The following is a 22,774-nucleotide window of genomic DNA, read 5'->3' on the forward strand; positions in this document are numbered from 1 at the left end:
TTCGGAACGGGTCCGAGGGGCCACCGTACGCGGTGAGGAAATCGTGCGGCCGCGCTTCGGCGGCAGTGCGCGCGGGCGCGGGGAAGCCCCCGGCGGGACTCAGCCGCCCAGTGAATCCGCCAGCTGGGAGGCCAGTTTCCGCGCCATGTCCTGCATTTCCTCGCTGTCCGGGACGACTCCGAGCGTCGCCGACTGCTCGGCGTACTCGATGGTCACCATGACGTTCGACGTGCGGAACGCCACAGTCACGGTGCGCCGCTTCGCCGTCGAGCCGGAGCTGCTGAGCGCGTCGTCCACGAACGCCTCGTCGCCCAGGTCGTCCAGGAGCCGGGGCTGGACCTCGGCGGGGGACGCGGTCGACGAGGACGAGGCCGACTCCGAGGCGGGGGACGAGGGGGCGGATGCCGAGGACGAGGGCGTGCCGCCCGCACCGCCGGCCGGGTCTCCGGACTCCCCGGGCTCCCCGGAGGAGGAAGGGCTGCCGGAGGGGGAGTCCGAGGTGGCGGACCCGGACTCCGAAATGACCGGCTCGGGCAGGTCGGCCGACTCCACCTGCTGCGCGAAGAGCTGCTCGGCCTCGCCCGCGTCGCTCACGGAGCCGTCGTACGACACCACCCGCTCGAAGTCCACGAAGAGATGGTCCGTGGCCTCGGCCGACTCCACCTTCCAGCGGCAGCCGACCTTGCGGTCCGTGTCGTACGCGAGCGTCGGCTCGCCCGCGTACGCCCGCTCGCGCTGCTCCTCGTCGGCGATCTCCTCGATGCCGGGCAGCAGGGTGTCCAGTGCCTTGTGGCCGACCGCGCCGCACGGCTCCGGCAGGGTGCGGTACTTGCCGGGCTCGGCCGCCTCGGTCGCGACCCCGGGCTGACCCGGGTTCGAGTCGTCCGCGGTGGCGCCGCCGCCCGAGCCGCCGGTGCAGCCGGCCAGCAACGCCGCCAGGAGGGCGGCGACGCCCGGTACGTAGGCCTTCCGCTGCACGGTGCGGCTCCTCTCGCCGGTGTGGCTGTGGTCGGTACTCCAGTGTCCCCGCTGGTTATTCGCTTGCCGCGCGGGGGCGTCCCCTGGAGACAATGTGTATCGCACGCGCCGCCGTGAACGCCGGTCAGTCGTCCCTTTGGCTGCCCTTGGCGCCGGTTTTGCGCTTCGAGACTTCTGTTTGTTTCCGGGGGAATGAGGGCGATATGTCGTACGTGGAGATGCCGGGCGCGAAGGTGCCGATCCGGATGTGGACCGACCCGGCGACGGTCGAGGAGGGCGCGCTCCAGCAGCTGCGCAACGTCGCGACCCTGCCGTGGATCAAGGGCCTCGCGGTCATGCCGGACGTGCACTACGGCAAGGGGGCGACGGTCGGCTCCGTGATCGCGATGCGCGGTGCGGTGTGCCCGGCCGCGGTGGGTGTCGACATCGGCTGCGGCATGTCGGCGGTGAGGACCTCCCTGACGGCGAACGACCTGCCGGGCGACCTGTCCCGGCTGCGCTCGAAGATCGAGGAGGCGATTCCGGTGGGGCGGGGGATGCACGACAGTCCCCTTGAGCCGGGACGCTTCCACGGGCTGGCGACCGGCGGGTGGGACGACTTCTGGGGGCGGTTCGACGGAGTCGCCGAAGCGGTCAAGTTCCGTCACGAACGGGCCGGGAAGCAGATGGGTACGCTCGGCGGGGGAAATCATTTTGTCGAAGTGTGCACGGATACGACCGGTTCCGTCTGGCTGATGCTGCACTCCGGTTCCCGCAACATCGGCAAGGAGCTGGCCGAGCACCACATCGGCGTCGCCCAGAAGCTCCCGCACAACCAGGGTCTGGTCGACCGCGACCTCGCGGTGTTCGTCGCCGACACCCCGCAGATGGCGGCGTACCGCAACGACCTGTTCTGGGCGCAGGAGTACGCCAAGTACAACCGCACACTCATGATGGCGCTCCTCAAGGACGTGGTCCGCAAGGAGTTCAAGAAGGCCAAGCCGGTCTTCGAGCAGGAGATCAGCGCCCACCACAACTACGTGGCCGAGGAGCGGTACGACGGGATGGACCTGTTGGTGACCCGCAAGGGCGCCATCCGCGCGGGTTCCGGGGACTTCGGGATCATCCCCGGTTCCATGGGCACGGGTTCGTACATCGTGAAGGGCCTCGGCAACGCCAAGTCCTTCAACTCCGCCTCCCACGGCGCCGGCCGGCGGATGAGCCGGAACGCCGCCAAGCGCCGCTTCTCCACCAAGGACCTGGAGGAGCAGACGCGGGGCGTGGAGTGCCGCAAGGACTCCGGCGTCGTGGACGAGATCCCGGGCGCGTACAAGCCGATCGACCAGGTCATCGACCAGCAGCGCGACCTGGTGGAGGTCGTGGCGAAGCTGAAGCAGGTCGTCTGCGTGAAGGGCTGACGCCCGGACGCGCCAGGTGCACCGGGGGCGGGTCTACGCCTCCCGGTGCACCTTCGTGTTCGAGGCCTGGGCGCGGGGGCGGACGACCAGGAGGTCGATGTTGACGTGGGCGGGGCGGGTGACCGCCCAGGTGATGGTGTCGGCGACGTCGTCGGCGGTCAGGGGGGCGGCGACGCCCTGGTAGACCTTGGCCGCCTTGTCCCGGTCGCCGCCGAAGCGGGTCAGGGCGAACTCGTCGGTCTTGACCATGCCGGGCGCGACCTCGACGACGCGGACCGGGCGGCCGACGATCTCCAGGCGCAGGGTCTCGGCGAGGACGTGCTCGCCGTGCTTGGCGGCGACGTAGCCCGCGCCGCCCTCGTAGGTGGACAGGCCCGCGGTGGAGGAGACGACCACGACCGTGCCGTCGCCGCTCGCCTCCAGCTTGGGGAGCAGGGCCTGGGTGAGGTTGAGGGTGCCGATGACGTTCGTCTCGTACATCCGGCGCCAGTCGTCCGGGTCGCCGGTGGCCACCGGGTCGGCGCCCAGTGCGCCGCCCGCGTTGTTGACGAGGACCCCGACCGTCCTGAACGCGGTCGCGAACTCGTCGACCGCCTCGCGGTCGGTGACGTCCAGGGGGTAGGCCGTCGCCTGGTGCCCGGCCGCCTGGATCTCCTCGGCCAGCGCCTCGATGCGGTCCTTGCGGCGGGCGGTGAGGACCACGCGGTACCCGGCCGCGGCGAGCTGCCGGGCCGTGGCGGCGCCGATGCCGCTGCTCGCGCCGGTGACGACGGCGATGCGGGAGGCGGCGGACGGGGCGGCTGCTGCGGTGGCCATGGTGCTGCTCCTCGGTCGGTGGTGCGGGTCGCCGACCAGGGTAGTCAGCCGCCGTTGCGCGGGGCCCACATGATCAGGGCCATCCCGGCCAGGCAGACCAGCGCCCCCGCGATGTCCCAGCGGTCCGGGCGGTAGCCGTCGGCGACCACGCCCCACAGGATCGAGCCGGCCACGAAGATCCCGCCGTACGCGGCGAGGATGCGGCCGAAGTGCGCGTCGGGCTGGAAGGTGGCGACGAAGCCGTAGGCGCCGAGGGCGAGGACCCCGCCCGCCGCCCACAGCCAGCCGCGCTGCTCGCGCACGCCCTGCCACACCAGCCAGGCACCGCCGATCTCGAACAGGGCGGCGACGACGAAGAGGGCGGCGGAGCGGAGGACCAGCATGCGGGCAGCTTCGCACGGACCTGCGGAATATCGGGTCGGGGGCCACCGTTGGACGGGTATAGTTGAACCGTCAACAAAGCGGAGGTTGAGCGACCATGCAGTTCGGCATCTTCACCGTCGGCGACGTCACGCCCGACCCGACCACGGGCCGTACGCCGACCGAGCGTGAGCGCATCAAGGCGATGGTCGCCATCGCGCTCAAGGCGGAGGAGGTCGGGCTCGACGTCTTCGCGACCGGCGAGCACCACAACCCGCCCTTCGTGCCCTCGTCGCCGACGACCATGCTCGGCTACGTCGCGGCCCGCACCGAGCGGCTGGTGCTGTCCACCTCCACCACCCTGATCACCACGAACGACCCGGTGAAGATCGCCGAGGACTTCGCGATGCTCCAGCACCTGGCCGACGGCCGGGTGGACCTGATGATGGGGCGCGGCAACACCGGGCCGGTCTACCCCTGGTTCGGCAAGGACATCCGCGAGGGCATCAACCTCGCCGTCGAGAACTACAACCTGCTGCACCGCCTGTGGCGCGAGGACGTGGTGAACTGGGAGGGCAAGTTCCGCACCCCCCTCCAGGGCTTCACCTCCACCCCGCGTCCGCTGGACGGCCTCGCGCCCTTCGTGTGGCACGGCTCCATCCGCTCCCCGGAGATCGCCGAGCAGGCCGCGTTCTACGGCGACGGCTTCTTCCACAACAACATCTTCTGGCCCGCCGACCACACCAAGCGCATGATCGAGCTGTACCGGGCCCGCTACGCCCACTACGGGCACGGCACGCCCGAGCAGGCGATCGTCGGCCTCGGCGGCCAGGTGTTCATGCGGAAGAACAGCCAGGACGCGGTCCGCGAGTTCCGGCCGTACTTCAATGAGGCGCCGGTGTACGGGCACGGGCCGTCGCTGGAGGACTTCACCGCGCAGACGCCGCTCACCGTCGGCTCGCCGCAGCAGGTGATCGAGAAGACGCTCGCCTTCCGCGACTACGCCGGTGACTACCAGCGCCAGCTGTTCCTGATGGACCACGCCGGGCTGCCCCTGAAGACCGTCCTGGAGCAGCTCGACCTGCTCGGCGAGGAGGTCGTGCCGGTGCTGCGCGAGGAGTTCGCCAAGAACCGCCCGGCGAACGTGCCGGACGCGCCCACCCACGCGTCCCTGCTGGCCGCCCGGAAGGACGCCCCGGCCGAGGAAGGAGTACGCGCATGAAGCTCGTCGTCGTCTCCGCGGGGCTGAGCGTGCCGTCGTCCACCCGGCTGCTCGCCGACCGGCTGGCCGCGGTCGCCGCCCCGGCGGCCACCGCGCCCGAGCCCGGCCCGGCCGCCGTCCGGGTGATCGAGCTGCGCGACCTCGCCGTGGAGATCGCCCACACCTTCACCAACGGCTTCCCGGCACCGGCGCTCGCGGACGCGTTCGCCGAGGTCGCGGCGGCCGACGGACTGATCGTCGTCACGCCGGTGTTCTCGGCGTCGTACAGCGGGCTGTTCAAGTCGTTCTTCGACGCGCTGAGCGTCACCGACGAGGACGCCCTCACCGGGAAGCCGGTCCTGATCGCCGCGACCGGCGGCACCGCCCGGCACTCCCTGGTGCTGGAGCACGCGCTGCGGCCGCTCTTCGCCTATCTGAAGGCGGTGATCGTCCCCACCGGCGTCTACGCCGCCTCCGAGGACTGGGGCGCGGAGGGGCTGGACGCCCGGATCCGGCGGGCCGCGACCGAGCTGGCGGCGCTGATGTCGGGCCTGTCGGGGTCCTCGCGGGCATCCGGGCCGTCGGCGGGGCGCCCGCTGCCGAAGCGGGACTCCTTCGAGGAGGTCACGCCCTTCGCGGAGCGGCTCGCCGCGCTGAGCGTCCCGGGCCCGAGCCCGGCGTCGTAGGGCGGCCGCCGGCGGGGGCCGGGCACCGGTCGTATCACCGCATCGTGTGACGCCGACGGGGTTCCCGCCCGGCCCGGTCGGCGGTTCACTACGGTGTGGCCAGGATGAGCAGACCCCAGCCGGGACAGTCGCCCGACCGGTTGCCCGAGAGGCCGTTGCCCCGGTGGTTTCCGGCGGCCCTCCCGGTGTCCGTCCTGGTGGCCGTCCTGTGGGGACCGGTGTACGCCGCGGTGCTGTGCGGCGTGGCAGCCGTGGCCGTCGCGTACGCCACGACCCTGAAGCCCGCACGGTGGCACCTGGCCGGCGGGTCCGCGCTGTGCACGGTGGGTGTGCTGGTGCAGTCGTACGCCTACTACCTGATCCTGCGGGACGGTTCGCTCGGCCCGCACGGGAGCACGGCCGTCCTCTACCTCCTCGGCCTCCAGTTCTTCCTGCACGGCAGGAAGGTACGGCGCGCCTCGCAACTCGTCCTGTCAGCGCTGCGGCGGCACCGCGAGGAGAACGGGCTGCTCCAGGCCGCCGAGCCGCTCGGCGAGCGGCGGCCGGGTGCGCGCCGGGTCCCCTTCGCGCTGACGGGCCTCTTCGGCGCGGTCGTCTCCGGGCTCGGCTCGCTGTTCTTCTGCTTCACCCTCCTGGCCCTGCGGGATCTGCTGACGACCGGCGACAACCCGTGGTGGGCGCCCCTGGTCGTCGCCGCACTGTTCGTGCAGACGGTCCTCTTCATCGGGCTGGGCAACACGATCCTGCGCACCGGAGTGCAGTACTACGACACGGTCATCTCCTCCCCGGACGATCTGGCGGGGCGCCGGTACGTCCTCTACCTGCGCTCCTTCCGCGACGACCAACGGATGGCGCGCCCGCACCGCATCCCCCTGGCGCCCGCCTGGCTGGCCGCCGCCGTGAGCGTCGGCCAGGGCGAAGAGGAGCGCATCGCCGACGCCCTCTCCTGGGCCGGCCCCCTCGTGGGCGTGGGGGCGCCCGGGGAACGCGTGCCCCGGGCCGGTGCCCGGCGGATGTACCTTCCGCGGGACGACTGGCAGACACCCGTCAGCACCATGATGCGCGGCGCCCGGCTCGTCGTGATCGTGCTGGGGAAGGGGGCGGGAACACTCTGGGAGATCCGCGAGGCGATCCGGATCCTGCCCCCGGAGCGGCTGCTGCTGCTCGTGCCGATGAAGGAGAAGGCGTACGACGAGTTCCGGGCGCTCGCGGGCGACCTGACCCCCGGCGTGCTGCCCGCGTACCGGCGCAGCCGCGCTTTGTCGTCCCGGGTCCGGGGCATCATCCACTTCGAGCCGGACCGGACGGCGCGGTTCGTCGCGCTGCGCCGGCCCGCACCGCTCGAAGACCAGCTCGTGGGCTCTTTGGACCGTGCCATGTGGCCCGCCATGGTGCGCCTGACCGAACTCGAACTCGGACTCGAAGGCCGGGCGGACGGGAGGCACGGCGAGACATGAGTGACATGGGGGACGAGCTGTGGAACACGGAGGTCGGCCCGGCCGCGTACTCGGTGGCCGAGGACCGCTACCGGCAGGCGGTGCTCGACCAGTACAAGCTCTGCGTGGAGATGGCCGACCGGGTCAGTGCCCGGCGGAATCTGACCAACACGTTCTTCCTGTCCCTCAACAGCGCGGTGGTCGCCGTGGTGGCCGCGGTGTCGGGCGGCGCACTGGCCGACGCGTCCGTCCCGCTGCTGCTGGCCGGACTGGTCATCCTGCTGGTCCAGTGCGCCGCCTGGTACGTCATGGTGCGGTCGTACCGGCAGCTCAACCGCGCCAAGTACGCGGTGATCGGCGCCTTCGAGGAGAGGCTGCCGGCGTTCGCGTACAGCAGGGGGGAGTGGGGCGCGCTGGGCGAGGGCCGGGAGTGGCGCCGGTATCTGCCCCTGACCTACGTCGAGCAGTGGGTCCCGGTCGTCTTCGCCGGCTCCTACGTGATGGGCTTCTGCGCCTTCGTCGCCCGGTGAGCCGCGGGCCGCGATAGGATCCGGGGCCTGCCACCAGGCCGGCGACCGAGGGGGAGAGCGTGACGGCCCTCGCGGTGACCGGGCACATGGACCTGACGGAGGAGAGCGTCCCCGCGGTCCGTGCCGCCCTGGACGAACTGCTGGCCCGGTACCGGGACCTGGGCCCAAGAAGGACGCTGGTCGGGATCTCCTGCATCGCCAAGGGGGCCGACTCGCTGTTCGCCGAAGCCGTACTGGCCGTCGGCGGCCGCCTGGTCGTGGTCGTCCCCTCGCGGGACTACCGCCGCAGTACGGTCGATCCCGACGACGCCCCTGTCTTCGACCGCCTCGCCGCAGCGGCCGACGAGGTCGTCGTACTGCCCCGCGAGCGGGCCGACCGGCAGGCGTACGAGGCCGCCAACGCCCTGCTCCTCGAACGTGCCGACCGGCTGGTGGCCGTGTGGAACGGCGAACCGCCCAGCGGCCGGGGCGGCGGAACCGCCGACCTGGTGCTCGCGGCCCGGGAGGCGGGGATCCCCGTCGACGTCGTGTGGCCCGCCGGGGCGGCGCGCCGGGCGGACTCCCGGTAGGCAGGGCCGCCGACCGGGGCGGACCGGCGCCGGAACCCGAAACCGGGACCGGGACCGGAAGCGGGACCGGAAGCGGTTCGGAAGCGGTGCGCCGCTGGTCCCGGAAGCGGGCTCGCTGATGCCGTAAGGGCATGTCGACGTCACCGGCGGCCGTACGCCCCACCGCTGTCGCCGGCGCCGGCACCGGTGTCCTGACTCCCGGTGCCGGCGCCGACGTCGGCGCTGGTGCCGGTGCCGGCTGCGGTGCCGGGGAGTCGCGTGGTGCGCAGATAGGTGCCGAGCACCGACAGGTCGGTCCGCTCCAGGTCGGCCGGGCGGATCACGACGCGCAGCTCCGGGGCGGTCGCCGGATCACGGCGGCAGTGGTCGGCGAAGCTCTGCACGATCAGGAGCAGCAGCCGGGTGCGGTCCAGCTCCACGATCCGGGCCAGCCCGGAGCCGATCAGGGGGATCGCGAGCGGCCGGTACATCCCGTACCGGGCGACGGCCGGCCACAGGGTGTCCAGGCTCGCCCGCAGGTCGGCGGGGCCGGAACGGGCCACGAGGTCGTTGCCGAGCCGGGAGTAGGCCACCGCGAAGACCCGGCGGCCGTCCACCGTCAGCGGGACGGTGGTGCCCAGCGGGTAGCGCACCCGCCGGCCGCGCGGCTTGTCCTGGACCCGCTCGGTGCGCAGCGGTCTGAACGCCCGCAGTCCGGCCTGGATCCGGTCGTCCAGCAGCTTGCGCTCCCCGCCGAACAGCCGCTCCACCAGCTGGCCCTGGACGCTGTCCCGGCTGATCACCAGGTCCTGCTCGGTGGCGGTGTCGAAGGTGTCGGTGAACCCGACGACCAGATTGGCGTCGTCCTGGTCGAACAGGTCGCCCCGCACCACCACGAGGTCACCGGCGCCGGGGAACGGCTGCCGCAGCAGCTCCCGTCCGTGCCGTTCGCGCAGCCGGGCCCGCAGGGTGCCGAGCAGCTCGGCGACGTCCTCGTCCTCCGGCCGCTCCCGGGCCATCCGTTCCGCGACCGGCAGCGCGAGGTCGTGGCGGCCCAGGTCCATCCGGCTGCGGATCAGCTGACGGCGGGCGGTCTCGTACAGCGCGGTCAGCCGGCGCACCAGCGGCCGGGCGAAGTCCTCGTCGCCCGCCTCGGCCAGGGGACGGCCGCGCACCAGGGCCAGCGCCGCGGCCAGCCGGTCGGCGGCCGACGCGGGCGCCGCGAGCAGCGCGGAGTCGACCAGCTCGGTGAACTCCGCGCAGTCCAGTTCGCCGGGCGCGAGCACCAGCCGGTACGCCGTCTCGGGCGCCGGGCCGGTCAGCAGCTGCTCGGTGCGCAGCACCCGGGCGCCGTCACCGCGCTGCGCGGGATCGAGGGCGCGGCGCAGTTCGAGGACGCGCTTTTGCACCTCGTTGCGGTGGCGCTGCGCCGCGTGCGGATGCTCGCCGTCCAGTGCCCACACGTCCCGGTGCAGCCGGCGCACCGGGACGGGCTCGCCGTCCGCCGCCACCAGCCGGACCAGCAGCCGTGTCGTCAGCGGGGTCAACCGGGCCGGTACGCCGTCGATTTCGAGCCTGGCCGGACCCAGGACGCTCACACGGATGCGCGCCATACAAGTGGTCTCCACTCGCTTCACACTCTCCCGACCGGTGGTCGCGGGAGAGGTGTCGGCAGCGTATCAATTGTCCGTTTGGGGGAGTTGTGGTTTCGGACGGTTCGTGCGGGCCGGCCCCCGGGACGCGTACCGCGGTGACGGGACGTGCCCCGGGGGCCGGTTGCGCCGGTCCCCCGAGCGGCGCCGGATCCGCCGGACTGCTGCGCCGGCGGTGGCGGGAGGCCTACGGCCGGCGGCGGTAGGCGGACAGGCGGCGGAAGGGGTGGGTCCGGCGCCAGTCGGAGCCGGTGTCGTTGACCGCGCAGCCCGCCAGTTTCAGCCGCTCCACGACCTTGCCGAGCGCCGTCTCGGAGCCGTCGAAGCGGACCACGTTGCGGCCCGCGATGTCGGCGATCGGCCGCACCCCGCCGACCTCGACGATCAGCGTGCGCTCCGGGTAGGCCATCAGCACCATGCCCAGCTCGATCAGGACGTTGGGGCGCGGCTGGCACACCGGCCGGGTCTCGTGGTCCGGTTCGTCGTGACCGCGCAGGTCCGGGTGGAGGGTGACGATGTCGTCCGGGGTGAGCAGGACCAGCGCCGCCTGGGCCTGGGCGGGGGCTCCCGCGACCACGTCGCCGAGGAAGGGGGAGGCCTGGCCGGTCGCCCGGACCAGGTCCTCCCACTCCTTGGGCCGCAGGTCGAGCCGGCGCAGCAGCTCGTACATCTCGCGCCGCACCTGGTCGTCGCGGCCGTGCACGACGAAGACGCTGCGGGCCCGCTCGGCGTCCTGGCCCGCCGCGGCGGCCGGGCGCCGCCATCCGTCGGCGTACGGCTGTGCGGGCGGGGTGGACGGCGCGGGCGGCGCGGCGTGCACGGGGGAGTTGTCGCCGAAGGTCTGGGTGGTGTCGGTGTTGCCGGCGCTCTGGTTGCCCCCGAAGTTGTTGGTGCTGCCCTGGCCGAAGCTGTTGCCGTGGAACTGCTGGCCGCTCATGCCTGCCGTGCCTCCCTGGTGACGCCGGAGTTGTTGCCGAAGGTCTGGGTGGTGTTGGTGTTGCCGACGCTCTGGTTGCCGCCGAAGTTGTTGGTGCTGTTGGCGCCGAAGTTCTGCTGGAGGATGTTGGTCTGGTTCGCCTCGTGCTCCCGGGTGTCGACGTCGTGGTCGCGCAGGAAGTCGCCGACGATCTGCAGCAGATGACGCTCGATGATCTGGATGTACTTGATCGCGTCCGACTCCTGGAAGAAGTGGTGGAAGTCGTGGTCGGGCGCCAGCTCGCGGACGCTGGTGAGGGCGCCGCAGTCCACCGCGGTCAGGGCGTAGCGGCCGAGCCGGAACTCGCTGGTGTCGGCGGGCTGGCCCACCAGCTTGCGCACGGTGTCGGTGCCGAAGCGGCTGGGCAGCCGTTCGCGCAGCGGGTTGGTGATCAGCCGCAGCAGCTCGCCGGGCGCGCTGCGGGTCACGTCCCAGGCGATGCGGCACATGAGCCTGCCGTCGATCGCGGCCGGCAGCCGGTCGGCGAGGTGGAAGCTCTCCGGCAGGGGGCCGAGCACGTAGGTGTAGAACTCGGTGTGCAGGGTGCTGCCCTTGATGTCGAAGCCGATGAACACCGAGGTGACCAGCTCCTGTTGCCAGGCCCCGATGCGGACGCACAGGTACTCGCGGCGGGCGTCGTAGTCCTCCCGCCAGTGTGCGGCGGTGTGGTCGGGGTGGCCGGGGTCGGGCGTGTCCAGGAGTACGGCGACGGGGTCGCTGCCCTCGGCGGTCCGCACCGCCTTGGTGAACCGGCGCCGGTCGACCGAGAGCAGTTCGACGCGGTCGCTCGGGGCGGGCTTGTCGCGCAGTTCCGCCAGCAGTTCCTCGCAGACCCGGGTGGTGATGTCCTCGACCGTGAAGGGGACGATCGGCTTGCGTTCGGTCCGCCCGCCCCCGGCCCCGTCCGTGCCGCCCGTGCCGTTCGTGCCGTCCTGCGGTCCGTGCTGGGCGGGGACGTGCCCGTTGAGCAGGTTCTGGCCGAGCGCGCCGGCCCGGGACTTCGGGACGCCGAGCAGCAGTTCCGCGTTGGCCCACCGTTTGACGGAGTGGCCCGCGCCGATGAAGGGCTTGTAGCCGCCGTAGTACACGGTGTCCGAGGCCTGCTCCCGGTTGATCTTGCCGACGAGTTCCGGGGTGAGGCGCGAGGTGATCGGGTGGGAGCCGTCGAATCCGGTGCGGTCGTCCGCCGGGGGTGCGAGGTGCGCGGCGAGGGTCTGCAGGATGGCGAGCCTGCGCAGGAACATCGTGGCCCAGGCGAGCCAGAACGCGAACAGGGCGGCCGTCCAGCCGCCCAGTACGCCCGCGGCCATGAGCAGCGCGATGACGACCGCACCCGCGGCGAGGGCGATCAGCTGGTTGCGGCGCAGGTTGTGGGCGGCCAGGGCGTGGGCCAGGACGGGCGCGGCGTCGTAGCCGTAGGAGGGGGCCACGACCCGGTAGCGGTGGGTCAGCAGCTCCCGGATGACGGCCTTGCGGTAGAGGGGGTCGAGGTAGGTGCCCGCGCACAGCAGACGGGTGGCGTTGCTGGTCGTGTCCGGGGGCGGCGGGGCGGCGTGGGTGGTCATGGCTGCTCAGTTCCCTTCCCGCATGTCGGCCGAGGTGATGACGCCGCCGCTGACGGTGTAGGTGCCCTCGTACGTCGTCTGCGTGCCGTCGGTCTGCCAGGCCACGACCGTGACCGAGACGTCGTCGCCGGACGTGCCGGTCACGGTGACGTCGTCCCGCTGCGTCGTCCCGAAGCCGGCCACGAAGGAGTCGTAGTCCTGGTCGAGGTTCTGGCCGCCCAGCTGCCACGCGGTCGCGAAGTCGCGGTTGTTGATGGCGTCGAAGTACGCCGTCACGGTCGCCTCCGGCCCGCTCCCGTCGGCGGTGGTGGTGTCCTCGGTGCCGGTGTCCTCGGTGGCCGTGTCGTCGGTCGTGGTGTCGTCCGCGGGGGTCTCGTCCGCGGTGCCGTCGTCGTACGCGCCGTCCCCGTAAGTGCCGTCCTCGTACGTGTCGTTGCCGTACATGCCGTCGGGGTCGGTGCCGTCGCCCGAGGTGCCGTCGTCGGTCGAGTCGTCGTCGGTCGAGCCGGACCCCCAGTCCGGCAGCGCTGCGCTGCCGTAGAGCCCGTCGGTGGCCGGCGCTCCGTCGTCCGGGCCGGTCGCGGCGAGCACGACGGCCAGCACGACTATGAGGACGAAGGGGACCGCGATCACGGTCAGGGCCTGGTTGCGTACGGGGCCGGGCGTGAGTGCGAGCCCCGGTGCGGGGTAGGAACCCCTGGCGCCGGACGGGACGCGTGTACTGCTCATCTGTCACCTCATTGCCGCCGGTATCCGGCCGGGCGGATACGGCACGCGCCCCGAGTGGGCCGATGTGCCTCGTGCATCGACCGATCCGACCAGTGGCGGCGCTTCCGGAACCAGATTTCCGGGGTTCCGATGCGCTTCCGATCGGCTTCCGGTATGGCCGGCCCGTTGATCGGCCCGCTGATGGTCCCGCTGACCGTCCGGGGCGGCTCACCGGCACCCAAGCCCTGGTGAACGCTTCCGGAAACCGGCAATGCGGGTAGGTGGCACCGTCACGCATCATGGGGCGCACGGGGAGCACTGCGCGGAGGGGGCCGGACGATGAGGACGAAGACGACGCACAGTCCGTTCGTCCGCCCCCTCCACCGGCTCCGCCCCCGTCCCGACGAACCCGGCCGCGCCCCGCGCGCCGCCGGTGCCGCGGCACACGGCCGCCGCGCCGTCTGAGACCCGCTTTCCGCCTCTGCCGGGGCCCGGCGAGGGCACGGTCCGTCCGAAGGTCCGCCCTCCCCGGAACCACGCCTGTCCGCACGGGCGTCACCACACCAACATCGGCGGCGGCCGGCCGCGCTCGTCCGGCCGCCGCGACAGCCGCCTCATGCCGTAAGGACGTATGCCATGGAAGTCATCGGTGTCCTCGCCCTCGTCTGTCTGCTCCTCGTCGCCGTCCTGCTGTTCGGTGTCTCGCGGCTCTTCCGCAAGGTGGAGCAGGGCAAGGCGCTGATCGTCTCGAAGATGCGCAAGGTGGACGTGACCTTCACCGGTCAGGTGGTGCTGCCGGTGCTGCACCGGGCCGAGGTGATGGACATCTCGGTCAAGACGATCGAGATCACCCGGGCCGGCAAGGAGGGGCTGATCTGCCGGGACAACATCCGGGCGGACATCCGCATCACGTTCTTCGTCAAGGTCAACAAGACCGTCGAGGACGTCGTCAAGGTCGCCCAGGCGGTCGGCACGGCCCGCGCCAGCGACCGGGACACGCTGCAGGAGCTGTTCCACGCGAAGTTCTCCGAGGCGCTGAAGACCGTCGGCAAGCAGCTGGACTTCACCGACCTCTACACCAAGCGCGAGGAGCTGCGGTACCGGATCATCGAGGTCATCGGCGTCGACCTCAGCGGGTACCACCTCGAGGACGCGGCCATCGACTACCTGGAGCAGACGCCGCTGACCCAGCTGGACCCGGCCAACGTCCTGGACGCCCAGGGCATCCGGAAGATCACCGAGCTGACGGCCGTCGAGCACGTGCGCACCAACGAGGCGCGGCGCACGGAGGAGAAGGAGATCACCCGGCAGAACGTCGACGCGCGCGAGGCCGTACTGGAGCTGGAGCGCCGGCAGGCGGACGCCGAGATCAAGCAGAAGCGCGAGATCGACACCAGCCGGGCCCGCGAGGAGGCCGAGACGGCACGGGTCGTGGAGGAGGAGCGGCTGCGTGCGCAGGCGGCGTTCCTGCGCACGGAGGAGCAGCTCGGCGTGCAGCGCGAGAACCAGGCCCGTGAGGTCGCGGTCGCCGCGAAGAACCGCGAGCGGGTCATCGCCGTGGAGAACGAGCGCATTGAGAAGGACCGCATGCTGGAGGCCATCGGCCGCGAGCGGGAGACCGAGCTGACCCGGATCGCCGCCGAGAAGGAAGTGGAGGCCGAGCGGCGGGACATCGCCGAGGTGATCCGCGAGCGCGTCGCCGTGGACCGCACGGTCGCCGAGCAGGAGGAGTCCATCAAGAAGCTGCGCGCCGTGGAGGAGGCGGAGCGGGACCGGCAGACCGTGATCATCGCCGCCGAGGCGCAGGCGCAGGAGCGGCTGGTCAAGGACATCAAGGCCGCCGAGGCCGCGGAGGCGGCGGCCGCCCACCGGGCCGCCGAGGAACTCACCATGGCCGAGGCCCGGTTGAAGAGCGCCGACCTGGACGCGCAGGCCAAGCTGCGGATGGCCGAGGGCATCCAGGCCGAGGCGGCCGCGGCGGGCCTCGCGGCGGTCCAGGTCCGCGACAAGGAGGCCGACGTCATCGAGAAGGCCGGCCGCGCCGAGGCGGAGGCGACCGGGGCCCGGATGCGCGCCGAGGCCGAGGGCGCGCGGGCCAAGGCCCTCGCCGAGGCGGAGGCCATCGGCAGCAAGCTGAAGGCGGAGGCCGCCGGGCTCACCGAGAAGGCCGCGGCGATGGCCGCCCTGGACGACGCCTCGCGCGGTCACGAGGAGTACCGGCTGCGCCTGGAGGCGGAGAAGGACATCCGGCTGGCCGGTCTGGACGTGCAGCGGCAGGTCGCCGAGGCGCAGGCCACGGTGCTCGCCACCGGTCTGGAGAACGCCGACATCGACATCGTCGGCGGCGACACGGTCTTCTTCGACCGCCTGATGTCCTCGGTCGCACTCGGCAAGGGCGTCGACGGGTTCGTCAAGCACTCCGAGACCGCGCAGGCCCTGGCGGGGCCCTGGCTGGACGGCTCGTCGAGCTTCACCGACGACCTGACCCGCGTGCTCGGCTCGTTCTCCACGGCCGACGTGCAGAACCTGACGGTCTCCGCGCTGCTGATGAAGCTGATGAAGGCGGGCGGCACGGACGCCGGGCAGGTGCAGCGCCTGCTGGACCGGGCGGGCGAACTGGGCCTCGCCGACACCCCGCTCACCGCCCTGAACGGCACGGCCAGGGTCTGACCGGCCATCACCGACCGGGTGCCGGGACCGCCGTACGGGGGTCGACGGTTCCGGCACCCCGCTTGCAGGAAGGGACCCACCGCTCATGGCCACCGCTCCGGAGAAGGCTACGACCGGCACGCACGACACCGGCGACACCGCCGACGCCGGCGCGTACGAGGTGCTGCGCGACCGTCTCGCCGCGCAGAGCACCGACCTCGCCCGCCGCGCCGAACTCCTCAACTCCCGCCGGGTGGCGGAGTTCGGCTCGGCCCGGCTCGAACTGGCCTCCACCGAGCGGCTGCGCACCGAGCACCCGGGGGTGCCGTGCGACGTCGCCGCCGTCGGCGACGCCCTGCTCCTCGGCTCCACCGGCCGCCCGGGCCTGGGCACCCGGACGGCGGCCGTGGCGGACGTCTTCACCCTGTACGACCGCGACCTGAACCCGCTGCCCGAGCCGGCCGTACCCGGCCTGCTCGACGACCCCGCCTTCGTACGGGAGTTCGCGGACCTGCACCGCTACTACCGGCAGGCGAGGCTGCTGCGGCTGCGCACCGTCGGCGGCAGGCTGCTGGCCGTCTTCCGCACCGGCGAGAAGGCCGACGACATCCGCGTCCTGCGCTGGGAACTCACCGAGGACGGGCGGGCGGCCTTCCTGGACGCGCGGGGCGAACGCGACGACGTGTTCCCCCCGTCCCACGACTTCGAGTGGAGGGCCGCGACCCGCGAGGACCACGTCCTGGGCCGCCACCCGCACGTCTCGGTGCGCGGCGAGTTCCACGTCAGCGCGGTCGGCGGCGCCCTCACCGTCAAGCTGGCGGACGACACCGAGACCGCCGAGGGCGTCTACTCCGAGCCCGTCGACGAACCCCTCCAGTCCCTGGCCGACGCCGACATCGCGCACGCCCGGGTGGGTGCCCTGATCCTGCTGCGGGTCCGGCCCTACAAGGAGGACACCGACCGGCACCTGGTGTTCAACACCCTCACCAAGTCGGTGGTCCGCCTGGACGGCATCGGCCTGGCCTGCCGCCGCCTGCCCGACGACCAGGGCATCGTCTTCCCCGGCGGCTACTGCCTGGCCACCGGCGTCCACAAGACGTACGAACTCGACGCGACCGGGCTGGAGTTCGAACGCGAGGTGCGCTCGCCGAACGGCGAGGACGTGCTGTACGCCTTCCACGCGCGCGGCGCGAGCCGGGGCCTACTGCTGTCGTACAACACCATCCGCAAGGAGGTCGCGAACCCGCTGCCCTGCCGGGGCTGGGCGCTGGCGGAGGACGGCACCTTCACCGTGCTGCGCGCGGACGGCGACGAACCCGCCCAGGTGCACCCCGTGCAGCTGTGGCACTCGCCGTACGTCTCCGACACGCACGCCGCCGCCGCGCCCGCCGGGAACGGACCGCTGGCCCGCGTCGGCAACGCCGACCTGGTGCGCGGCATCTCCGCCTGCCTGTCCGTCGCCGGGGCCGTCGGCGAGGGCATCACCACCGCCGAGGGCTACCGGGCGCTCGCCGCCTCCTGCGTACGCGCGGCCGACGGCCACCACTGGCTGGGCGAGGCGGACCTGGGCGGCCTGGCCGACGCGCTGGCCGCCGTACGCGAGACCGCCGAGCAGGTGCTGGCCGAGTTCGAGACCGTACGGGACCTGACCCGGCGGGCCGCCGCCGCCCGTGACGAGGCCGCCGAGCGGATCGCGTCGGTGGTGCGGCGGCTGCGCGGGGAGGCGCCCAAGGAGGCCGCCGCCTGGGTACAGGGCCTGACCGAACTGCGGCACGCGCACGGGCACCTGCTGACCGTCAAGGAGCTGCGGTACGCCGACGCCCCGGGCATCGACGCCCTCGCCGAGGAGGCCGAGGCGTCCCTGGCCGAGCTGGGCCGGCGGGCCGTGGCCTTCCTCGCCCGCGAGGACGCCTTCGACGCCCAGCGCGCGGACGTCGAGACGCTCGTCGCCGACGCGGAGGCCATCGCCACCGTCGCCGAGGCCGGACCCGTCGCGGCCCGGCTGGACGAACTCGCCGACGGGCTGCGCACGGTCACCGACGTCGTCGCCGAACTCGACATGGGCGACGCCACGGTCCGCACCGCCCTGCTGGAACGCGTCGCCGCCGTCCTGGGCGGCGTCAACCGCGCCCGCGCCACCCTCGACGCCCGCCGCCGCGCCCTCCTCGACCGGGAGGGCCGCGCCGAGTTCACCGCCGAGACGGCCCTGCTGGGCCAGGCCGTCACCGCCGCGCTCGCCGCCGCCGACACCCCCGAGCGCTGCGACGACCAGTTGGCGCGGCTGCTTGCCCGCCTGGAGGACCTGGAGTCCCGCTTCGCGGAGTTCGACGGCTTCCTCACCGAACTCGCCGACAAGCGCACCGAGATCTACGACGCGCTCGCCGCCCGCAAGCAGTCCCTCTCCGACACCCGCGCCCGCCGCGCCGAGCAGCTCGCCGCCTCCGCCGCCCGGATCATGGAGACGATCACCCGGCGCTGCGCCACGCTCGCCGACGCCGACGCGGTCAGCACGTACTTCGCCTCCGACCCCATGCCGGCCAAGGTCCGCCGCACCGCCGAGGAACTGCGCGCCCTCGGCGACACCGTCCGCGCGGAGGAACTGGACGGGCGCCTCAAGTCGGCCCGCCAGGAGGCCTCCCGCGCCCTGCGCGACCGCACCGACCTGTACGCCGACGACGGCCGCACCCTGCGCCTGGGCGCCCACCGCTTCGCCGTCAACACCCAGCCCCTCGACCTCACCCTCGTCCCCGACGGCGACGGACTCGCCTTCGCCCTCACCGGCACGGACTACCGCTCACCGGTGACCGACCCGGACTTCGCGGCCACCCGCGCCCACTGGGACCGCACCCTCCCCTCGGAGTCCCCCGGCGTCTACCGCGCCGAACACCTCGCCGCCCGCCTGCTCCGGGAGCACGGCGCGAGCGCCCTCGCCGCCGCCGACGACCTGCCCGCCCTCGTCCGCGAGGCCGCGCAGGAGGCGTACGACGAGGGCTACGAGCGGGGCGTGCACGACCACGACGCGACGGCCGTCCTGACCGCGCTGCTGCCCCTGTACGAGACGGCCGGGACCCTCGTCCACGAACCGGCCGCCCGCGCCGCCGCCCAGCTCTTCTGGGCCCACGGCACCACGCCGGAGACGCGCGAGTCCTGGACCCGGCGCGCCCGCTCCCTGGCCCGCGCCCGCGACACCTTCGGCCTCTCCGCCGCGATCACGGCCCTGGAGGAGGAACTGGCGGGGGCGGTCGGCACATGGCCGGGGGCGGGGGCTTCGGGCGCGGAGCCCGCAGAGCCGTCGGGCTCCGGTGGCGAGCTCGCCCGGGCGGCCGCCGCGTACCTCTTCCACGAACTGACCGCCGGTCCCGAGGGCTTCGTCCTCGGCGCCGGTACCCGCACGCTGCTGGAGAAGTTCCGCCGCACGGTGGGCACCCCGGCCTACGACGAGGACCTGGCATCGCTGGACGACCTGGCCGCCCGCGGACAGCTCGCCGAGGCGTGGATCTCCTCGTACGCCGCCGCCGGCGGCACCGGGCTCACCCCCGGCGACCTGGCCGAGGCGGTCGCCGCCGAACTCTGCGGCGACCTGCCCCGCTACGACGGCGACGTCGCGCCGACGGCCACCGCGGAGGGCCTGCTGGGCACCCACCCGCGCATCACCGGAGGCAGGCTGCCGCTGCGCCTCGACGAGTTCCTCGCCCGTACCGCCCGCTTCGCCGCGCACGACGTCCCCGCGTTCCGCGCCTACCAGCGGCGCCGTACCGCCCTCGTGGGCGCCGAGCGGGGCCGTCTGCGCCTGGACGACCACCGGCCGCGCGTCATGTCCGCCTTCGTCCGCAACCGGCTCGTGGACGAGGTCTACCTGCCGCTCGTCGGCGACAGCCTGGCCAAACAGCTCGGCGTCACCGGCGACGGCAAGCGCACCGACACGGGCGGCCTCCTGCTGCTGCTCTCCCCGCCGGGATACGGCAAGACGACCCTGGTCGAGTACGTCGCCGAGCGCCTCGGCCTGATGCTGGTGAAGGTAGGCGGCCCCGCGCTCGGCCACGGCGTCACCTCGCTCGACCCGGCCGACGCCCCGAACGCCACCGCACGCCAGGAGGTGGAGAAGATCAACTTCGCGCTGGCGTCCGCGAACAACACGCTGCTCTACCTGGACGACATCCAGCACACCTCCCCGGAGCTGCTGCAGAAGTTCATCCCGCTGTGCGACGCCACCCGCCGCGTGGACGGCGTGTGGGACGGCGCGCCCCGCACCTACGACCTGCGCGGCAAGCGCTTCGCCGTCTGCATGGCCGGAAACCCCTACACCGAGTCCGGCGCCCGCTTCCAGGTCCCCGACATGCTCGCCAACCGGGCCGACGTCTGGAACCTCGGCGACGTCCTCACCGGCAAGGAGGAGGCCTTCGCGCTCAGCTTCCTGGAGAACGCGCTCACCGCCAACCCGGTCCTGGCCCCGCTCGCCGGCCGCGACCGCGCCGACCTGGAGCTGCTCGTCCGCCTCGCCACCGGCGACCCCACGGCCCGCGCCGACCGCCTCGACCACGCCTACCCGCCGGCCGAACTGGAGCGGATCCTGTCCGTCCTGCGCCATCTGGTGGCCGCCCGCGAGACGGTGCTGGCCGTCAACGCCGCCTACATCGCCTCCGCGGCCCGGTCGGACGAGACCCGTACCGAACCCGCCTTCCGCCTCCAGGGCTCCTACCGCAACATGAACAAGATCGCCCAGCGCATCCGCCCCGTCATGAACGACGCCGAACGCGCCGCCGTCCTCGACGACCACTACACCGCCGAGGCGCAGACCCTGACCCACGGGGCCGAGGCCAACCTCCTCAAGCTCGCCGAACTGCGCGGCACGCTCACCTCCGAGCAGGCCGACCGTTGGGCCGAGGTGCGCACCGCCCACGTCCGCGCCCGCACCCTCGGCGGTCCGGACGACGACCCGCTCGTCCGTGCCGTCGCCGCCCTGGGGCTGCTCGCGGACCGCGTCGCCGCCGTCGAGTCCGCCATCACCCGCGCCGCCGACCCCCGGCACCTCCTGGCCAACCCGGACGCGCGGCACGCCGCCGGCGGAAGGGAGCGGTGACCGCGCGGCCGGTCACAGTGCCGGTCGGAGTCCCGCCACGTCCGTCACGTCGAAGGCATCCAGCAGGCCGGCCGTGTCCGGCGGTCCCGCGTCGAGCCGCTGCTCGGACCAGATGGTCTTGTCGTGCCGGCTGTGCCGGACGCCCCAGTGGGTGCTGAGCCGCATCACGATGAACAGGCCCCGGCCGCCCTCGTCGTTCTCCCGGGCCCTGCGCAGATGGGGGCTGGTGCTGTTGGCGTCCGTGACCTCGGTCAGCAGTCGGCCGCGGTCGTGGATGAGCCGCAGCCGCACCGGGCCCTTGCCGTAGCGGATGGCGTTGGTGACGAGTTCGCTGACGACGAGTTCGGTGGTGTAGACCGCCTCGTCGAGGCCCCAGGAGGCGAGCTGCCGGTCGACGAGCCGCCGGGCGGTGCCCACCACGGAGGCGTCGGCGGGCAGCGTCCAGTCCGCGACGTGCTCCGGCGGCAGGGCGCGGGTGCGCGCGAGCAGGAGGACGGCGTCGTCGTGGCGGGAGGGCGCCATGTGGTAGACGGCGGTGTCGCACAGCTCCTGCAGCGGCCGGGTCGTGGAGGCGAGGATGTGTTCGAGACGGCGCCGGGCGGCGTCCCCCTGCTCGCCGTTGCCCCGGGTGAGGCCGTTGGTGTGCAGGGCCAGCAGGGTGCCCGGCGCCAGTTCGAGCACGGCCGGGGTGAAGACGTGTCCGCCGCCGGTCCCGAGCGGCGGCCCCTGCGGGACGTCCACGGCGCGGGGGACTCCGTCCGGGTCGATGACGACGGGGGAGGGGTGCCCCGCGCGGACCATGGTGCAGTGCCGGGAGACGGGGTTGTAGACGGTGACCGCGCAGGTCGCCACCGGGGCGTTGCCACCCCGACCGGAGGCGTCCGCCAGCTGGGAGGCGACCTCGTCCAGGTGGGTCAGCAGCTCGTCCGTCTCCAGGTCCCGCAGGGCGAGGGTGCGCACGGCCAGGCGCAGCTGCCCCATCGTGGCCGCCGCCTCGATGCCGTGGCCGGTGACGTCGCCGACGACGAGGGCCACGCGCGTGCCGGAGAGGGGGACGACGTCGAACCAGTCGCCGCCGGCGCTCTCGGGCAGGTACACGTGGGCGGTCTCCACCGCCGAGAGGAGCGGGATCGCGCCGGGCTGCAGCCGCCGCTGGAGGGCGGCCGCCACGGTGTGTTCGCGCCGGTAGCTGTGCGCGTTGTCCAGGTGCACGGACGCGGTGAACGCGGCCTGCCGGGCCACGTCCAGATCGGCCTCCTCGAAGGGGTCGGTCCGGTGCCGGTACAGGGTCAGCAGCCCGAGCACGGTGTCCCGGGCCAGCAGCGGGGCGACGATCATGGAGTGCACGCCGGTCCGGACCAGCGGCTCGAAGCCCTCCGGGGCGGTGGCCAGCCAGGGGTCGTCGGACGAGACGCGGACCAGCCGGGCCCGCATGTCGTTGAGGACCTGCGTGTACGGGGTGGGGAAGGGGAGCGGACGGCTGTCGCCCTCCTTGCGGCTCACCTCGGCGGTCGGCGGGGCGAAGGCCACCCGGCGCAGTGGAACCTCCGTCGGCGGGGGACCGGCCGCCCGTTCGGCCGCGACGACGCCGTCGTCCAGCAGGTCGACGGTGGCAGCGTCGGCGAAGGCGGGCACCAGGGCTCCGACCAGCTCGTCGCCGGTGGTCCGTACGTCCAGGGTGGAGCCGACGGTCGCGTGCACCTCGCTCAGCACGGCCAGCCGGTCCGCCGCGGCCTGCCGCTCGGTCACGTCCTCGACCACGCCCACCAGGCCGGGCTTGCCGTCGCCGAGGTCGTGCAGCGGGAAGAGGGACACCTCGACGGCGAGGGTGCGGTGCGGGCCGGACGGCGCCCTGCCCCGGACCAGGCGCCCCCGCAACGGCTCGCCGGTCGCCAGGACCTCGTCGATCAGAACCTGGAGTTCGCCCGCTTCGAACCCGGGGGCGAAGTCGGCGATGCCCTGTCCGACGACGTCCTCCTCGGACAGTCCCCGCACTCCCCGGCCGGACGGGTTGTAGCGGGTGATCTTCTGCTCCGAGTCGAAGACGAACAGACCCTGGGGCGAGTTGGCGAACAGCGCGTTGAGCACCGCGGCGTCGCCGATGGGATCGCCAGTCACCGCATGCTCTCCCTTCGCGGCCTTCCCCCCTCGCCTTCCTCACCTTCCTCACCTTCTCGCATCGGCCCCGTCCG

The 22,774-nt window shown here is 73.1% G+C and carries 16 protein-coding genes; 8 read left to right on the forward strand and 8 right to left on the reverse strand.

The features are described from left to right. Positions 1–99: 99 nt before the first annotated feature. Positions 100–978 carry a DUF3558 domain-containing protein gene (locus ACH4D3_RS38025; RefSeq protein WP_398332284.1) on the reverse strand — a complete coding sequence of 293 codons (879 nt, stop codon included), beginning with the start codon at positions 976–978 and terminating at the stop codon, positions 100–102. Positions 979–1,181: 203 nt separating this feature from the next. Between ACH4D3_RS38025 and ACH4D3_RS38030 the strand changes: the two genes are divergently transcribed. After that, complete coding sequence (locus tag ACH4D3_RS38030; protein ID WP_398332286.1) at positions 1,182–2,375, forward strand: RtcB family protein; 1,194 nt, start codon at positions 1,182–1,184, stop codon at positions 2,373–2,375. 33 nt (positions 2,376–2,408) lie between these two features. On the opposite strand, the gene ACH4D3_RS38035 is transcribed toward ACH4D3_RS38030, so the two are convergent. Continuing rightward, positions 2,409–3,191, reverse strand: coding sequence for an SDR family NAD(P)-dependent oxidoreductase (locus tag ACH4D3_RS38035; protein ID WP_398332287.1), 783 nt, complete (start codon positions 3,189–3,191; stop codon positions 2,409–2,411). Between the two features lie 44 nt (positions 3,192–3,235). Beyond that, complete coding sequence (locus tag ACH4D3_RS38040; protein WP_030145264.1) at positions 3,236–3,574, reverse strand: YnfA family protein; 339 nt, start codon at positions 3,572–3,574, stop codon at positions 3,236–3,238. Positions 3,575–3,669: 95 nt separating this feature from the next. On the opposite strand from ACH4D3_RS38040, the gene ACH4D3_RS38045 reads away from it, so the two are divergent. The 5 genes from ACH4D3_RS38045 to ACH4D3_RS38065 all read left to right on the forward strand — a co-directional run bounded on the left by ACH4D3_RS38045 (position 3,670) and on the right by ACH4D3_RS38065 (position 7,973). Continuing rightward, entirely contained in the window at positions 3,670–4,773 is a 1,104-nt protein-coding gene (locus ACH4D3_RS38045; RefSeq protein WP_398332289.1) for an LLM class flavin-dependent oxidoreductase, read from the forward strand. Further along, entirely contained in the window at positions 4,770–5,438 is a 669-nt protein-coding gene (locus ACH4D3_RS38050) for a CE1759 family FMN reductase (protein WP_398332291.1), read from the forward strand. The genes ACH4D3_RS38045 and ACH4D3_RS38050 overlap by 4 nt, the downstream gene beginning before the upstream one ends. Positions 5,439–5,542: 104 nt before the next feature. Continuing rightward, entirely contained in the window at positions 5,543–6,895 is a 1,353-nt protein-coding gene (locus ACH4D3_RS38055; RefSeq protein WP_398332293.1) for a transferase, read from the forward strand. After that, on the forward strand, positions 6,892–7,404 hold the full coding sequence (locus ACH4D3_RS38060; RefSeq protein WP_398332295.1) for a hypothetical protein: 513 nt from the start codon (positions 6,892–6,894) through the stop codon (positions 7,402–7,404). The genes ACH4D3_RS38055 and ACH4D3_RS38060 overlap by 4 nt, the downstream gene beginning before the upstream one ends. Before the next feature lie 59 nt (positions 7,405–7,463). After that, positions 7,464–7,973 carry a hypothetical protein gene (locus ACH4D3_RS38065; RefSeq protein WP_398332297.1) on the forward strand — a complete coding sequence of 170 codons (510 nt, stop codon included), beginning with the start codon at positions 7,464–7,466 and terminating at the stop codon, positions 7,971–7,973. Between the two features lie 140 nt (positions 7,974–8,113). Here the strand turns inward: ACH4D3_RS38065 and ACH4D3_RS38070 are convergent, their stop codons facing one another. The 4 genes from ACH4D3_RS38070 to ACH4D3_RS38085 form a co-directional block, all read right to left on the reverse strand. Continuing rightward, positions 8,114–9,565, reverse strand: a complete 1,452-nt coding sequence (locus ACH4D3_RS38070; RefSeq protein WP_398332298.1) for a macro domain-containing protein — start codon at positions 9,563–9,565, stop codon at positions 8,114–8,116. Between the two features lie 226 nt (positions 9,566–9,791). Then, positions 9,792–10,541: a TIR domain-containing protein gene (locus ACH4D3_RS38075; RefSeq protein ID WP_398332300.1), complete on the reverse strand. Its 750-nt coding sequence runs from the start codon at positions 10,539–10,541 to the stop codon at positions 9,792–9,794. Next, entirely contained in the window at positions 10,538–12,145 is a 1,608-nt protein-coding gene (locus tag ACH4D3_RS38080; protein WP_398332302.1) for a hypothetical protein, read from the reverse strand. Before ACH4D3_RS38080 ends, ACH4D3_RS38075 begins: the two co-directional genes overlap by 4 nt. A 6-nt stretch (positions 12,146–12,151) precedes the next feature. Further along, a complete protein-coding gene (locus ACH4D3_RS38085; protein ID WP_398332304.1) occupies positions 12,152–12,874 on the reverse strand; it encodes a hypothetical protein in 723 nt (240 codons plus the stop codon). A gap of 615 nt (positions 12,875–13,489) precedes the next feature. On the opposite strand from ACH4D3_RS38085, the gene ACH4D3_RS38090 reads away from it, so the two are divergent. Both ACH4D3_RS38090 and ACH4D3_RS38095 read left to right on the forward strand, forming a co-directional pair. Next, the gene (locus ACH4D3_RS38090) at positions 13,490–15,523 is read left to right on the forward strand and encodes a flotillin family protein (protein ID WP_398332306.1); all 2,034 of its coding nucleotides are present in this window, start codon (positions 13,490–13,492) and stop codon (positions 15,521–15,523) included. Positions 15,524–15,608: 85 nt separating this feature from the next. Beyond that, positions 15,609–20,582 (forward strand): DNA repair ATPase, encoded by a 4,974-nt coding sequence (locus tag ACH4D3_RS38095; protein WP_398332308.1) that lies wholly within the window; start codon positions 15,609–15,611, stop codon positions 20,580–20,582. Positions 20,583–20,594: 12 nt separating this feature from the next. Here the strand turns inward: ACH4D3_RS38095 and ACH4D3_RS38100 are convergent, their stop codons facing one another. Continuing rightward, positions 20,595–22,700 carry a SpoIIE family protein phosphatase gene (locus ACH4D3_RS38100; RefSeq protein ID WP_398332310.1) on the reverse strand — a complete coding sequence of 702 codons (2,106 nt, stop codon included), beginning with the start codon at positions 22,698–22,700 and terminating at the stop codon, positions 20,595–20,597. Positions 22,701–22,774: the final 74 nt, after the last annotated feature.

Source organism: Streptomyces sp. NPDC018026 (assembly GCF_044327745.1).
Taxonomy (GTDB): Bacteria; Actinomycetota; Actinomycetes; order Streptomycetales; family Streptomycetaceae; genus Streptomyces; species Streptomyces rubrogriseus.

Bases quoted from the DNA above. Each gene is read 5' to 3' on its own strand.
- ACH4D3_RS38090 (WP_398332306.1), top strand. From the start codon at position 13,490: ATGGAAGTCATCGGTGTCCTCGCCCTCGTCTGTCTGCTCCTCGTCGCC.
- ACH4D3_RS38030 (WP_398332286.1), top strand. From the start codon at position 1,182: ATGTCGTACGTGGAGATGCCGGGCGCGAAGGTGCCGATCCGGATGTGG.
- ACH4D3_RS38070 (WP_398332298.1), bottom strand. From the start codon at position 9,565: ATGGCGCGCATCCGTGTGAGCGTCCTGGGTCCGGCCAGGCTCGAAATC.
- ACH4D3_RS38045 (WP_398332289.1), top strand. From the start codon at position 3,670: ATGCAGTTCGGCATCTTCACCGTCGGCGACGTCACGCCCGACCCGACC.
- ACH4D3_RS38060 (WP_398332295.1), top strand. From the start codon at position 6,892: ATGAGTGACATGGGGGACGAGCTGTGGAACACGGAGGTCGGCCCGGCC.
- ACH4D3_RS38085 (WP_398332304.1), bottom strand. From the start codon at position 12,874: ATGAGCAGTACACGCGTCCCGTCCGGCGCCAGGGGTTCCTACCCCGCA.
- ACH4D3_RS38055 (WP_398332293.1), top strand. From the start codon at position 5,543: ATGAGCAGACCCCAGCCGGGACAGTCGCCCGACCGGTTGCCCGAGAGG.
- ACH4D3_RS38075 (WP_398332300.1), bottom strand. From the start codon at position 10,541: ATGAGCGGCCAGCAGTTCCACGGCAACAGCTTCGGCCAGGGCAGCACC.
- ACH4D3_RS38050 (WP_398332291.1), top strand. From the start codon at position 4,770: ATGAAGCTCGTCGTCGTCTCCGCGGGGCTGAGCGTGCCGTCGTCCACC.
- ACH4D3_RS38095 (WP_398332308.1), top strand. From the start codon at position 15,609: ATGGCCACCGCTCCGGAGAAGGCTACGACCGGCACGCACGACACCGGC.
- ACH4D3_RS38040 (WP_030145264.1), bottom strand. From the start codon at position 3,574: ATGCTGGTCCTCCGCTCCGCCGCCCTCTTCGTCGTCGCCGCCCTGTTC.
- ACH4D3_RS38080 (WP_398332302.1), bottom strand. From the start codon at position 12,145: ATGACCACCCACGCCGCCCCGCCGCCCCCGGACACGACCAGCAACGCC.
- ACH4D3_RS38035 (WP_398332287.1), bottom strand. From the start codon at position 3,191: ATGGCCACCGCAGCAGCCGCCCCGTCCGCCGCCTCCCGCATCGCCGTC.